11 protein-coding genes and 1 pseudogene are annotated in these 13,133 nt (G+C 66.4%); 4 read left to right on the top strand and 8 right to left on the bottom strand.

The features are described 5' to 3' along the window. Nucleotides 1–8: 8 nt before the first annotated feature. The 3 genes from AC36XV_RS01245 to mscL all read left to right on the top strand — a co-directional run bounded on the left by AC36XV_RS01245 (nucleotide 9) and on the right by mscL (nucleotide 2,770). On the top strand, nucleotides 9–875 hold the full coding sequence (locus AC36XV_RS01245; RefSeq protein ID WP_492201862.1) for a DUF481 domain-containing protein: 867 nt from the start codon (nucleotides 9–11) through the stop codon (nucleotides 873–875). A 185-nt stretch (nucleotides 876–1,060) separates the two neighbouring features. After that, nucleotides 1,061–2,272, top strand: a complete 1,212-nt coding sequence (gene galK, locus AC36XV_RS01240) for a galactokinase (RefSeq protein WP_492201861.1) — start codon at nucleotides 1,061–1,063, stop codon at nucleotides 2,270–2,272. 57 nt (nucleotides 2,273–2,329) lie between these two features. Beyond that, nucleotides 2,330–2,770 (top strand): large conductance mechanosensitive channel protein MscL, encoded by a 441-nt coding sequence (gene mscL, locus AC36XV_RS01235; RefSeq protein WP_492201860.1) that lies wholly within the window; start codon nucleotides 2,330–2,332, stop codon nucleotides 2,768–2,770. Nucleotides 2,771–2,872: 102 nt separating this feature from the next. Here mscL and AC36XV_RS01230 read toward each other — a convergent pair whose 3' ends face one another. The 7 genes and pseudogenes from AC36XV_RS01230 to AC36XV_RS01200 all read right to left on the bottom strand — a co-directional run bounded on the left by AC36XV_RS01230 (nucleotide 2,873) and on the right by AC36XV_RS01200 (nucleotide 10,745). Then, entirely contained in the window at nucleotides 2,873–3,508 is a 636-nt protein-coding gene (locus tag AC36XV_RS01230) for an outer membrane beta-barrel protein (RefSeq protein WP_492201859.1), read from the bottom strand. Between the two features lie 124 nt (nucleotides 3,509–3,632). Further along, entirely contained in the window at nucleotides 3,633–5,204 is a 1,572-nt protein-coding gene (locus AC36XV_RS01225) for an arylsulfatase (protein WP_492201858.1), read from the bottom strand. A gap of 182 nt (nucleotides 5,205–5,386) precedes the next feature. After that, nucleotides 5,387–5,980 (bottom strand): annotated as a pseudogene (locus AC36XV_RS01220) (superoxide dismutase); the annotation flags it as partial. A 133-nt stretch (nucleotides 5,981–6,113) separates the two neighbouring features. Beyond that, the gene (gene folE, locus AC36XV_RS01215; protein WP_492201874.1) at nucleotides 6,114–6,800 is read right to left on the bottom strand and encodes a GTP cyclohydrolase I FolE; all 687 of its coding nucleotides are present in this window, start codon (nucleotides 6,798–6,800) and stop codon (nucleotides 6,114–6,116) included. A gap of 314 nt (nucleotides 6,801–7,114) precedes the next feature. Then, a complete protein-coding gene (locus AC36XV_RS01210; RefSeq protein WP_492201857.1) occupies nucleotides 7,115–7,936 on the bottom strand; it encodes a transporter substrate-binding domain-containing protein in 822 nt (273 codons plus the stop codon). 101 nt (nucleotides 7,937–8,037) lie between these two features. Beyond that, entirely contained in the window at nucleotides 8,038–9,804 is a 1,767-nt protein-coding gene (locus AC36XV_RS01205) for a sodium:solute symporter family protein (RefSeq protein WP_492201856.1), read from the bottom strand. Next, nucleotides 9,801–10,745: an NTP transferase domain-containing protein gene (locus tag AC36XV_RS01200; protein ID WP_492201855.1), complete on the bottom strand. Its 945-nt coding sequence runs from the start codon at nucleotides 10,743–10,745 to the stop codon at nucleotides 9,801–9,803. The genes AC36XV_RS01205 and AC36XV_RS01200 overlap by 4 nt, the downstream gene beginning before the upstream one ends. A 122-nt stretch (nucleotides 10,746–10,867) precedes the next feature. Here AC36XV_RS01200 and AC36XV_RS01195 point away from each other — a divergent pair, with 122 nt between their 5' ends. Further along, on the top strand, nucleotides 10,868–12,220 hold the full coding sequence (locus AC36XV_RS01195; protein ID WP_492201854.1) for an alkaline phosphatase D family protein: 1,353 nt from the start codon (nucleotides 10,868–10,870) through the stop codon (nucleotides 12,218–12,220). 127 nt (nucleotides 12,221–12,347) lie between these two features. On the opposite strand, the gene AC36XV_RS01190 is transcribed toward AC36XV_RS01195, so the two are convergent. Continuing rightward, nucleotides 12,348–13,043 (bottom strand): outer membrane beta-barrel protein, encoded by a 696-nt coding sequence (locus AC36XV_RS01190; protein WP_492201853.1) that lies wholly within the window; start codon nucleotides 13,041–13,043, stop codon nucleotides 12,348–12,350. Nucleotides 13,044–13,133 lie beyond the last annotated feature (90 nt).

Raw genomic sequence — 13,133 nt, 5'->3', positions numbered from 1 at the left:
TGACACGGATGAATCGTTGGAGTCGGAGCGCCCTGGGCGCGGCCGCCCTCACGCTCCTGCTCGCCGCGCCGGCCCTGGCGCAGGACGACGAAAAGGAGCTCGGCTGGGCCTTCCAGGCCGACCTCGGGATGCTGTGGACGGGCGGTAACCAGGAGACCTTCACGCTGGCCCTCGATGCCACGGTCGACTACGTGTGGCCGAGGAGTAGCTTCAAGTTCAAGGCCGGCGGGTTCTCGACCGAGTCCTCGCTCACGACCACGACGGCGATCGGCACGAGCCCGACCGACTTCGAGGTCTTCGAGGAGACGGTGACGGAAAAGACGGCCGAGACGTACTACGCAGGCGGACGGTACGACTACGACCTGACGGAGAAGTTCTACCTGTTCGGCGGGGCGGAGTGGTTGCGCAACACCTTCTCCGGGATCGAGAGCCAGTTCCGATTCGCGGCCGGCGCCGGAAACCAGTGGGCCGACAACGACAAGGTCAGCTTCTCGACGGACTACGCCCTCACGTACACCCTCGAGGACAACGTCGTCGAGAACCCGACCCAGAAGTCCGATTTTCCGGGCCTCCGGTTCGGGTACAACCTGAACTGGTATCTGACCTCGTCCACCACCTTCGAGAGCACCCTGGCCGCCAACTGGAACCTGGACAACACGGATGACATCCGGGTCGACTGGTACAACGGGCTTCCGGTCGACATCAGCTCGGTTCTGGCCCTGAAGCCGAGCCTCCGCCTCATGTGGCGCAACGAACCGGCCCTCGAGACCGTTCCGCTGTTCGATGCCCCGGGAGGGACCCAGTCGGGGACGGTCCTGGTGCCGCTGAAGGAGCTCGACACCTACTTCAACATCGCGCTGGTGTTCAAGTTTTGAGCGCGAGCCGGCGGAGGCCGCAGTCCGAGGCTTCCGCCGGCGCCTCCCACCCGCGAGCGTCCATCGCGTAGGGCTCGAGCGACCTCGCCACCCGGCCACGGCCGCCGCAGGGGGTCGCCGCATTTCCGGAGTGCCGACTATGTTCGACGTGGCGCTTCCCACGGTCGATCAGCGGAGACCCTGACATGACGACCCATCTGACGAACCGCTTCACCGAGAGGTACGGCACGGAGCCGACGCTCCTCGCTCGTGCACCGGGTCGGGTGAACCTGATCGGGGAGCACATCGACTACGCCGGGCTCCCGGTCTTTCCGATGGCGCTGCAGCGGGAGGTGCGGATCGCGCTCCGGCCACGCGAGGACGGTCTGGTCGTCGCCGCCACCACGGACGAAGGTTACCTGCCGTGCCAGTTCGAGGTCGGTCAGGACATCGAGCCGTTTCCGGCCGGCGACTGGGGCAACTACCTCAAGGCGGCCGTCCGGGGAATGGCCCTCGGGTTCGAGATCGATCGCGGCTTCGACGCGCTCGTCCACTCCTCCGTCCCCGTCGCCGCGGGGCTGAGCTCATCCGCCGCTCTCGTGATCGCCACCGCACTGGCCGTGGCGGCCTCCAACGACCTCGAGCCGGACCCGATCGACCTCGCGGAGCGGATGGCCGAGGCCGAGCAGTACGTGGGCACGCGGGGCGGGGGCATGGACCAGGCCATCAGCCTCGGGGGGCGCGCGGGCTGCGCCGCACGGGTGGATTTCTCGCCGTTGCGGCTGACGCCGGTCCCCGTACCGCCAGGCTGGAGCTTCGTGGTCGCGCACAGCCTCGTGCAGGCACACAAGTCGGGCGGCGCCCGCGAGGGATACAACCGGCGCCGTGCGGAGACGGAGGAGGCGCTGGAGCGGGTGACCGCCGCACTCGAGCTGCCGGACGGGGAGGTGCGCTCCTATCGCGACCTGCTCGACCGGGTGAGCGGGCCCGAGGCGCTGGCCGCGGCCCGCGAGCGTCTCGACGGCGATCTGCTCAAGCGCTTCCGGCACGTCGTCACCGAGGGCGCCCGGGTGGTTCGGGCCGAGGCTGCCATGCGAGCCGGGTCCCTGGACGCGTTCGGGCAGCTGATGAACGGATCGCACGCCAGCCTGGCCGAGGACTACGAGGTCAGCATCCAGGAGCTGGACGAGCTCGTCGCCCGGTCACGGGACGCCGGAGCGGTCGGAGCGCGGCTCACCGGCGCCGGTATGGGCGGCTGCATCGTGGCATTGTGCACGGAAACAGAGACAGCTCAGGTCCTCAACCAACTGGCCGAGAAGTATTACGCCCCACGACAGCATGAGTTTGATCTCGACGACGTCCTGTTCGAGGCCGTGCCGTCGGAGGGAGCTTCGGTCACCCCGCTCGGCGCGGGTTGATGGCCGGGCGCGCATGCCAGATCGGAGAATCGTACCCATCCCAGAGGAGGCCGTGCGATGTTGAAGGAGTTCAAGGAGTTCGCGGCGAAGGGCAACATGCTGGACATGGCCGTCGGAATCGTGATCGGTGCCGCCTTCGCGACGATCATCACCTCGCTGGTGAACGACATCATCATGCCGCCGATCGGCATGGCGCTCGGGGGCGTCGACTTCTCGGAGTTCTACGCCATCCTGAGCCAGGGCGACCCGGCCGGTCCGTACGCCACCCTGGCGGCGGCACGGGAAGCCGGTGCCGTGACGGTCAATTGGGGGATCTTCGTGAACAGCCTGATCAGCTTCCTGATCGTGGCCTTCGCGCTCTTCTTGGTCGTCAAGAGCTTCAACAAGATGAAGGCCCAGCAGGAGGCGGAGGAAGCGGCGCCCGAGGCGGCACCGGAGCCGGCCGAGGACATCGTTCTCCTGAGAGAGATCCGGGACCTCATGAAGGCGCAGGGCTAGGCGAGTCGACGCCCGGACGCCGCTGCCCGTTGCGGCGAACCGGGTGAAGGAGGCCTGCTCCTGGCGAAGCAGGCCTCCTCGCTGTCGGGAGACGGTCCGGACTCAGCGCCCCAGGGGGACCGCCCACCGGAGGGTGAACTCCCAGCCCCGGTTCCGGATGTTCGAGTTCTCGAACACGTCGGAGAGACCGAGCACGTACCGGATGTCGAGACCCAGCAGCGAGCCGCCGAGGTTGCGGTGGAAGCCGAGGCCGAACGGAATCGACCAGTCGACCGTGTTCTTCGGGGCCAGATTCGGCACCTCGTCGCAATCGACCGAGCTGCTGGAAGCCGACCCCCGGGTGCTGCACGAGATCTGGAAGCCGACGGCCACCCCGATGAACAGGTTGGATTCCCACCCGCTGAACCGGCTCACGTAGCCGATCGTCAGGGGGACCTCGATGTACTCCAGGTTCAGGTCCTGGGTCTCGCCGAACGCGAACGCGACCCCGTCGCCACCCTTCTGGATCCAGTAGGCATCGAGCCCGATGTACGTCTCACGGGCGAGGAAGTACTGTCCGAAGGCGCCCGCCGCGCCTCCCCACGCCCAGTTCCCGAGGTTGATGTAGTCGCCTCCGACGCTGGTCGTCGAAGCGCCACCGAGCAGGCCGAGTCTCACGGTCGAGGACTGCGCCTCGGCTCGCGGGGCGCCTGCCAGAGCGATGGCCAGGAAGAGGGACAACGGTATCCAACGTCTCATGGGTCCTCCGGTTCGGTATGGTGTCCATTCTGCAACGGTCTTCATGTGCGCCCGTGCCCAAATGAAGGAGCGGGCGCCCGTGAGAGGACGCCCGCCCGCCTGTTCAGCCCTCCGACGCGAGACCTCAGTTCGTCGGCGGTACCATCTTCTCCATCACCTGGTCGAGACTGAAGCTCGCCGCCTTCTGACGGGGCGGATACTCCTGGAAGGTGGCCAGGAAGCTCGCCACGTACGCCTGCGCCGGGACCAGGAAGTAGGCGTGGTCGATCATCCAGTCGTAGTAGGTATTCGACGTGATCTCGGAGCGCTCGTACGGGTCCCGCCGGACGTTGAAGATCAGGGGCACCCGCAGCGGTACGAAGGGCTCCATCCACACCCGGAACGTCCCCTCCGTCTGCTGCTCCATGAAGATCAGCTTCCAGTCCGTGTACCGGAGCGCCGTGAGATCGCCATCGTCGGAAAAGTAGAAGATCTCCTTACGGGGACTCTGCTCGGCCTCGCCGGTCAGCAGCGGCTGAATGTCGTAACCGTCCAGGTGGACACGGTACTCGCGGTCGAGCTCCGTCGACGCCCACCCGTTCAGAAGCTCCTCCTTGATGCCGTCGTCCCCAGCGATCGCCGCGAAGGTCGGGAACCAGTCCATGTGGTGCACGATCTGGTTCGTCACCGAGCCGGCCGGGATCTCGCCGGGCCACCGGACCATGGCGGGTACACGCCAGCCGCCTTCCCAGTTCGTGTTCTTCTCGCCCCGGAAGGGGGTCGACGCGGCATCCGGCCAGGTGTTGTAGTGCGGGCCGTTGTCCGTGCTGTAGAACACGACCGTGTTGTCGGCGATCCCGAGTTCATCGAGGAGGTCGAGGAATTTCCCGATGTGCATGTCGTGCTCGACCATGCCGTCGGAGTACTCGTCCTGCCCTGAGATCCCGCGGAGCTCCGGCTTCACGTGGGTCCGGAAGTGCATGCGCGTTCCGTTCCACCACACGAAGAACGGCTGTCCGTTCACGTGCGCCTCCCGGATGAAGCGGATCGCGGCGTCCGACGTCTCATCGTCGATCGTCTCCATCCGCTTCTTCGTCAGGGGGCCCGTGTCCTCGATGCGCTGCGTGCCGTCCGGGTTCGCCCAGGAATGGATCACGCCGCGGGGGCCATAGCGCTCCTGGAAAGTCCTTCCGTCGGACGTGATCATGTCTGCCGGGTAGTCCTCGTTCTCCGGCTCCTCCTCGGCGTTCAGGTGATACAGGTTACCGAGGAACTCGTCGAACCCGTGGTTCGTCGGCAGGTGCTCGTCCTTGTCACCCAGGTGGTTCTTGCCGAACTGGCCGGTCGCGTAACCGAGCTCCTTGAGGACCACGGCGATGGTCGGGTCCTCGACCCGCATGCCGAGGTCCGCTCCGGGCAGGCCGACCTTGGACAGACCGGTCCGGAATACGCTCTGGCCGGTGATGAACGACGAGCGGCCCGCCGTACAGCTCTGCTCGCCATAGTAGTCGGTGAAGATCAAGCCCTCTTCGGCGATGCGGTCGATGTTGGGGGTCCGGTAGCCCATCATGCCCATCGTGTAGGCGCTGATGTTGGACTGGCCAATGTCATCCCCCCACACCACCAGGATGTTCGGCCGGTCCTGGGCCATCGCCGGCACCGCCATGAGAACGGCCCCCACGAGACCGAGGAACGCCGGCACTAGCCTTCTCTTCATCTTCTTCCTCCATGTAGGTGACAAAGAGAAGGACCGCGTCACGCGGCCCCTCTCCGCCTGCGGTCGATTCGCCCGAAGCGTCAGTCCGTCAACCTCTTGAGCGCGTCCTTCAGCTCGTCCCAGCGGCCCTGGGCCCAGGCCTTCAGCTCGTCGAAGGCTTCGTGCGTCCGGACCAGCGCCAGGCGTCCGCTCACCTCGTCCCAGTCGATCACGTTCCAGAACGCCTCGATGTAATCGGGGCGCCGGTTCTGGTAGTTGAGGTAATAGGCGTGCTCCCAGACGTCGAGACCGAGGATGGGGACCACCCCGTCCGTGAAGATCGGGTTGTCCTGGTTTGGCGTGGACGTCACGACGAGGCCGTCGGAGGCCGCGCACAGCCACGCCCAGCCGCTTCCGAACCGGCTCCCGGCAGCGGCGCTGAACTGCTTGTGGAACTCCACGAAGGAGCCGAACGATTCGTCGATGGCGCGTCCCAGCATCCCGCCCGGCGTTCCGCCGCCATCCGGACTCATGTTCGTCCAGAACAAAGAGTGGTTGACGTGCCCACCGCCGTTGTTCCTCACGGCCGTTCGGATGTCCTGAGGGATCGAGTCGAGGCTGAGCAGCAGCTCCAGGGCGGAAAGGTCCTGAAGCTCCGGATGGCCCTCGAGGGCCGCATTCAGCTTGTTGACGTATCCCTGGTGATGCTTCGTGTAATGAATCTCCATGGTGCGCGCGTCGATGGACGGCTCGAGCGCGTCGAACGAATAGGGAAGTTTGGGAAGAACGTGCGACATGTCTTCTCCTCGTGAACGTGAAATACCGTCGGCTGATTCGAAAGTCGGCGGACCTGGTTCCGACGGACTTCCAAACTGCGCCCTTCGCGGTGTCCCGGTCAAATATTCGACAAGCGATCTGCAAGCGCGAAAGTCATCTTCCGCGCATCAGTTCGAGAACCTCTCTCCGAAGCTCGCGATCCCAGCGCAACTCGCCTCGCAGCGCCGTCGTGACCATCTCGGCCCCGGTCTTCCTCGCTCCCCTGAGCTTGAGGCACGAGTGCTCCGCTTCGACGACGACCGCGACACCGCGCGGATCCAGGTGTTCGACGAGCGCGTCGGCGATCTGAGCGGTGAGTTGCTCCTGCAACTGTGGCCGGCGCGCGAACACATCCACCGTTCTCGCCAGCTTGCTCAACCCCGTGACCTTCCCGTGCGAGGGCAGATAGGCCACGTGTGCGCGGCCGGTGAACGGAAGCAGGTGGTGCTCGCACACGCTGACGAAGTCGATGTCGCGGAGGATGACGGCGTCGTCGCCGGACTGCTGCTGCGAGAACTGACGCTCGAGGTGGACGCCGGGATCCTCGCGCATTCCGGCGAGGATCTCGTCATAAGCCCTGGCGACCCGGGCCGGAGTGTCGAGCAGGCCTTCCCGGTCCGGGTCCTCGCCCAGGCCGATGAGCATCTCGCGTACCGCCGCCTCCACCCGTGCCAGGTCCACCTTTCGGGTAGCCCGTGTCCAGCCGGTCGACGCGCCCACACCGTTCCCGTTCGCCACGCGACGCAGGTTCAACCGGTCGACGTCCGTTCGACCGATCTGCGACGTCTGCTCCGAGCGCATCGGACCTTGTACGATCCCGAGCCTGCTGACCACGAGCCCTCCCAGGGCAATCGTTTCCCATTCGCAATCCGGCCTACGGTAGCTCTCCTCGGCATTATTGTCAAGCAGTTGTCTAGAACACAAAGTTGTCATAGGGCTCAGGGGTGTCGCGCTATCCCGTCATCGTGCAAGGAGTGGAGCTGCTCGCCGCGCAGACGGGAGCCGGAGAGGCGGTTGCATGGACGATACGCTCAACGGGCCGCCCCGCGTGATGCGCGAAGCGGCCCGTCGTGAGCAGCCCTCGGATCGGTCAGACGCCCGATCGCCGCGCCCCGTCAGGGCATGGCCGCGATCCAGGCGCCGTTCTCCAGCCACTCCACCCGGAGCGCCTCCAGGATGCCGATTCCCTCGAGGGCGGTGATGTAGTTCCGCACCAGGTTCTGGAGCTGCGGGTCGTTCGCCGGAACGGCGACCCCGATCGGCTCGAGGGTGAGCGGCTGGTTGAGGGTGGCGAAGTCCTCGGTGGGATAGCGCAGCATGGTGATGAGGCAGATCGGCATGTCCGCCACCAGGGCGCCCGTCGTCCCGGCTCTCAGCATCTCGATCGCCTCGTCGTACGATGCGACCGTGGTGAGCTGAGCCTCGGGCAGATACCGGCGCACGAAGTCCTCACTGGTCGAGTTCTGCAGGGCCACGAGACGGATGTCGGACTCGTTCAGCTGTCCGGCCTCCTGGACCGCTGCGAGGGTCGACGACTTGGTGAGAATCGACTTGCCGGACACGACGTAGGGGCCGACGAAGGAAACCCGGCGGGACCGGTTCGCCGTGATGGTCATGCCGGACATCACGAGGTCGACTTCACCGTTCTCCAGAGCCGGGATCAGCTCGCCGAAAGGCTTCTCGACGATCTTGAGCTCCGCCTTCATGGCGGCGGCCAGCGCCGTGGCCAGATCTACCTCCAGGCCCATCGGCTTGCCGTCCCGGTCCTTCATGTTGAACGGGGGCTGGTTGCCGGACATGCCGACCCGAAGCGTGGAGGTCTCGACGATCCGGTCGAGGACCGGACTGTCCTGGGCCGAGGCCGACCTCGGGAGAACCGCGGCCGACACGAAAAGGGCAGCCCCGAGGAGCAGAGCTTGAATACGACTCTTGCGCATGGTGACTTCTCTCTTGTGGGGTGTGACGTGACGTGTCCGGCACCGATGCCGGGAAGCGCCAATAGGCCCGCCCGCGCCCCGGGTGTCAAGCGAAGAACGGGCTACTCGAATCCCACGGCAGGAAGCAGTCTGAACAACGCAGTGGCCGCGACGGCCGCGATCGTGAACGCCAGCGAGGCGAGGGCCAGGCGGCCGTACAGGAGGTAGCCGGTCCCGAACAGCGCCGCGTAAACGGTCGCGCAGCCGAGTCCCCAGCAGGCGAGCGAGGCGCCGGCGCTCCCGGCCACCGGTCCTTCACCCGTGTCGACGACGCCCTCCCATCCACGACCGTACGGGCGGATGCGGTCGAAGAAAGCCTGCAGCGTGTCGCGGTCCGTCGGGCGGGTCAGTAGGGTCGCGGTGAGCCACACGGCCGTGGTAACGGCCACGCCGATCAGGAGCTGAAGCGACGGGTGAAGCGCCGGGAGTCCGAACCGGGCATGGCCGAACTGGAACCACGCCGCGACGAGGAAGGAGATCACCATCGCCGAGATCTCGCTCCAGGCGTTGATCCGCCACCAGAACCAGCGCAGCAGGAAGATCAGGCCCGTGCCGGCTCCGATCTGGAGGAGGATCTGGAATGCCTGCATGGCGTTCTCGAGCCAAAGCGACACGAGGAGTGCGAGCAGGATGAGGCCCACGGTCGATATGCGGGCCGCCGCCACGTAGTGCCGCTCGCTTCGCCCCGGTGCCAGGAACCGGCGGTAGAAGTCGTTCACGACGTACGACGCGCCCCAGTTGAGGTGGGTGCTGATCGTGGACATGTAGGCGGCGGCGAGGGAGGCCACCACGAGACCGAGCAGACCGTGGGGCAGAAACACGAGCATCGCCGGATAGGCCAGGTCGTGCCGGAGGATAGACGGATCGACGTCCGGAAAGGCGGCGGCCAGGGAATCCAGGGTGGGGTAGACGGCCAGCGAGGCCAGAGCGACGAGGATCCACGGCCACGGGCGCAGGGCGTAGTGAGCGATGTTGAACCACAGCGTAGCCTTCATCGACTCCCGCTCGTCGCGGGCCGCGAGCATGCGCTGCGCCACGTATCCGCCGCCCCCGGGCTCGGCGCCGGGATACCAGGTGGCCCACCACTGCACGGCCACCGGGACGACGAAGAGGGGCACCGCCGTCCGCCAGTCCGTGAAATCGGGAAGCAGGGAGAGCTTGCCTGCGATCTCCGGATGAGAGACCAGACCGGCCAGTCCGCCCACGGCCGGCTGGGCGAGGGCGTACCCGGCCGCCGCCACCGCACCCACCATGGCGATCACGAACAGGAGGAGATCCGTGACCACGACGCCCCACAGGCCGGAGGTGGCCGAGTAGACGACGGTAATCGCGCCCGCGATGAGGACCGTGGCGTACTTGTCCAGTCCAAGCAGAACACCGCCGATCTTGATCGCGGCCAGCGTGACCGTGGCCATGATCATGACGTTGAAGAACACGCCGAGATAGAGGGCCCGGAACCCGCGCAGGAATGCGGCCGGGCGACCCGAGTACCGGAGCTCGTAGAAGCCCATGTCGGTGAGCACGCCCGATCGCCGCCACAGCTTCGCGTAGAAGAAGACGGTGCACATCCCCGTGATCAGGAAGGCCCACCACAGCCAGTTCTGGCTCACGCCTCCGGTGCGCACCAGGTCGGTGACGAGGTTCGGCGTGTCGGTCGAAAAGGTGGTCGCGACCATCGAAGTGCCGAGCATCCACCAGGGAAGCTTCCGTCCCGACAGGAAGAACTCCGTAGTGCCCCGGCCGGCGCGACGCGCGAAGTAGAGCCCGACCGCGAGGGCGATCGCCCCGTACGCGGCGACGACCGCCCAGTCGAGCGTGTCGAGTCTCACACCGGATCGCCGCCGCGGGGGTCGACCACCCGAATGGCCTCCCGGATCGATCGCGGATACAGGCCCTCTTCCACGAGCTTCCGGATTCCGAACCGTACCCGGCCTCGATCCTCGGGGAAGGTCATCCCCATCCACCGCTCCCCCGTACCGATCACCCGAACGACCAGGTCTCCGCTGAGCACCAGGCTGCCCACGGCATCGCTCAGGTAGAACTCCGCCCGGGGGTCCTCGCCGTGGCGCTTCAGGAAGCTGGCGAAACGGTCATCGAGGAGGCGGAAGATGTCCGGCGTCAGGCCCCAGAGGTTCATCGAGACGAGCTCGTGCCCGTCGAGCTGCCTCGGGCGGCCGCCAGTGGTCTGTCCGAAGATCGTCCCGTCCGCACCCCGCTCGAGGCCGAGAAGCTCCTGGATTCCGATGAGTCGGCCCTGCTCGTCCATGTCCAGCACCGCCCGGGACACCCCACCGTGTTCCGACAGGGTGTCCCCGACGTGATACCCGATCACGCATTGCTCGGCGCCATGGTCCGCGGAGGTGAGGTGAGCGGCGAGCGCCGTGTAGGCGCTGCGGCCGTAGAAGTCGTCGGCGTTGGCGACCGCGAACGGACCGGTGACGGACCCCTCGAGGCACAGCACCGCGTGGCCCGTGCCCCACGGCTTCACGCGTGAAGGGGGCCGGAGACCGGAGGGGAGCCGACCCGGGGTCTGCACCACCGTGCGCAGCGGGACGGCGGCGCCGAACCGGTCGCGGAAGCGCTCGACGAGGTCCCGTTCGTTGGAGCCGCTCACGACGAGAACGATCTCTCCGAATCCCTGCGACAGGGCATCGAACACCGCGTAGTCGAACAGCGTCTCGCCGTCCGGCCCGACCGGCTCGAGCTGCTTGGAGCTTCCGTAACGGGTCGAGAGCCCCGCTGCCAGGATGACCAGCGCCGGATTCTGCATCCAACGAATCTATCTCCGTGCGAGAAGGGTGCACAGTCGAGCCATGGAGATCATCACCACGTATCTTCAGGTGCCTGCCGGCCAGCCCGGTCCGGCGGACCACCACCAAGAGGAACAGACCGATGCGGAGGTTCCCCATTCGATCGATTCTGTCAGTCCCGATGCTCCTGCTCCTCGTCGCGCACGCCGCGGCGATCGCCCAGGAGGCACAGCTTCGTTCGGGTCCGATGCTCGGCTATTCGGAGGCGTTCGAAGTGATGTTGTGGGCCCAGACGACGGCCCCGGCCGATGTGCAGGTCGTCTACTGGGACCTGGAGGCGCCCGGCGATCGCCTCGAGACGGCGTCGGTGCGCACCGTGAAGGAGCGGGCCTTCACGGCGAAGCTGATCGCCGACGAGGTGGAGCCAGGCCGGCGCTACGGCTACGAGCTGCGGATCGACGGCGAGCCCGTGGAGCGTCCGTACCCGCTCGAGTTCCAGACCCAAGCCCTGTGGCAGTGGAGAACGGGCCCGCCCGACTTCCGGATAGCGGCGGGCAGCTGCCTGTACGTGAACGACCCTCCGTACGACCGGCCGGGGGACCCGTATGGCGGCGATTTCCAGATCCTGCAGGCGATGTTCGAGAAGCGCCCCGACGCCATGGTGTGGATGGGAGACAACTTCTACTACCGGGAGCCGGACTGGGGCACGCGCACCGGCATGATCTACCGGAACACGCACACGCGCTCCCTGCCGGAGCTGCAGCCGCTGCTCGCCTCCACGCACCACTACGCCACCTGGGATGATCACGACTACGGCCCGGACAACAGCGACCGGGCGTGGCGGGAGAAGCAGACGGCGCTCGAGATGTTCGATCTCTTCTGGGGCAACCCGGAGCTCGGGCCGCCGGAGCTCGGAGGGATCGCGACGATGTTCACGTGGGGAGACGTGGACTTCTTCCTGCTCGACAACCGCTGGTTCCGATCCTCCGAGCATCGGGTATCGGGGCACAAGCAGGTGTTCGGCGAGGAGCAACTCGAGTGGCTCGTCGACCAGCTCACCTACAGCCGGGCCTCGTTCAAGATCATCGTGTCGGGCGGCCAGCTCCTGAACCCCGTGGCGGATTGGGACTCCTACGCGACGTACCCGGAGGAGCGGGCGCGATTCCTCCAGCTTCTGCGCGAGAACGACGTGTGGGGCGTGGTCCTGCTCACCGGTGATGTCCATTACACCGTGCTTTCGAAGCTCGAGCGCCGCGGCACGTATCCGCTTTGGGAGATCACCACCTCGCCGATCACCGCCGGGCCGGCGAGTCTCGACCCGGCGACCTACGACAACCACCTGGCGGAGCCGGGCACGCTCTTCGTGCAGCGGAACTTCGCGACCCTCGACTTCTCCGGGTCGGACAGAGACCGGGTCATGAAGGTCACGGTGTGGGATGCGAGCGGTGCGGAGCTGTGGTCGAAGGAGCTGCGGGCGCGAGAGCTGAGACCGTAGTCCGCAGACCGTTTCGGCGCGGCGGATCGTCGCCCTCACGAGAACGGGCCGGCCCGGCGACCCAACGCCGGACCGGCCCACGGTGTCAACCTCGGCACGTCCTGCTCGCTCCGAGTCGGGTCCCTCCCTAGAACAGCCAGCCGAAGTTGAGCCCGATGGCCGAGAACGAGGGTGTGCTCTCGGGCCAGTCGACCCACATGATGTTGAAGCTCGCCTCGATGAAGAAGCTCCGGTTGAATTCCTTACGCAGACCGGCGGCGCCGCCGAACGTGAAGGATGACCGGGTGTAGGTCGGCTGCCACGCGCCGCAGCGCCACACCAGCCACCACGGATCCCACCAGCACGATCCCTGCGGCGGGCCGCTCGCGATGTTGGAGTCGAGGTAGTTGTACCCGAGGCTGCCCCGGAGAAAGGGAGTGAACTGCTTGTCCATGAGATTGAACTGACCCACCCCCAGGAGGGAGAACGTGTCCAGTCTTCCCCCGACAGTCGTCGTCCCGTCTTCCGTACCGTCGTCGTCATCATCAACCGGTATCTTCGCGTCGTAGCTCGCGCTCATCCACGTGGTCTGGAAACCCAGGAGGAAGCGGTCGTTGAAGTGGTAGCCGAATCCGAGGCCCCAGCTCAGGTCGTTGTTCACGTCGAGAGAGGATCCCCTCTGTCCATCGATCTGCTTGGAGAACGTGAAGTTCAGCGGGATGTTGAACTGCCACTTCTCTCCCCGGAAGCTCTGCTGCTGCGCAGTGGCCGGGGCGGGAAGGAACGCCAGCCCGGCGACGGCGCACAGGGCCAGCGTGAGAACACGGACGTGGATTCTGCTCATCGTACTCTGCCTTATGGAGTTGGCTGTGAACGATCCTGCCAGATAATTGACGCTACAAGATACACGCTCGGGTATGGTCGCGCCCGTGCG

The sequence above is a fragment of the Candidatus Benthicola sp. genome (assembly GCF_058719085.1).
The sequence above is the reverse complement of the archived record's forward strand: the minus strand, read 5'-3'. Positions and strand labels throughout refer to the sequence as shown.

Bases quoted from the DNA above. Each gene is read 5' to 3' on its own strand.
- AC36XV_RS01245 (WP_492201862.1), top strand. From the start codon at position 9: ATGAATCGTTGGAGTCGGAGCGCCCTGGGCGCGGCCGCCCTCACGCTC.
- galK (WP_492201861.1), top strand. From the start codon at position 1,061: ATGACGACCCATCTGACGAACCGCTTCACCGAGAGGTACGGCACGGAG.
- mscL (WP_492201860.1), top strand. From the start codon at position 2,330: ATGTTGAAGGAGTTCAAGGAGTTCGCGGCGAAGGGCAACATGCTGGAC.
- AC36XV_RS01230 (WP_492201859.1), bottom strand. From the start codon at position 3,508: ATGAGACGTTGGATACCGTTGTCCCTCTTCCTGGCCATCGCTCTGGCA.
- AC36XV_RS01225 (WP_492201858.1), bottom strand. From the start codon at position 5,204: ATGAAGAGAAGGCTAGTGCCGGCGTTCCTCGGTCTCGTGGGGGCCGTT.
- folE (WP_492201874.1), bottom strand. From the start codon at position 6,800: ATGCGCTCGGAGCAGACGTCGCAGATCGGTCGAACGGACGTCGACCGG.
- AC36XV_RS01210 (WP_492201857.1), bottom strand. From the start codon at position 7,936: ATGCGCAAGAGTCGTATTCAAGCTCTGCTCCTCGGGGCTGCCCTTTTC.
- AC36XV_RS01200 (WP_492201855.1), bottom strand. From the start codon at position 10,745: ATGCAGAATCCGGCGCTGGTCATCCTGGCAGCGGGGCTCTCGACCCGT.
- AC36XV_RS01195 (WP_492201854.1), top strand. From the start codon at position 10,868: ATGCGGAGGTTCCCCATTCGATCGATTCTGTCAGTCCCGATGCTCCTG.
- AC36XV_RS01190 (WP_492201853.1), bottom strand. From the start codon at position 13,043: ATGAGCAGAATCCACGTCCGTGTTCTCACGCTGGCCCTGTGCGCCGTC.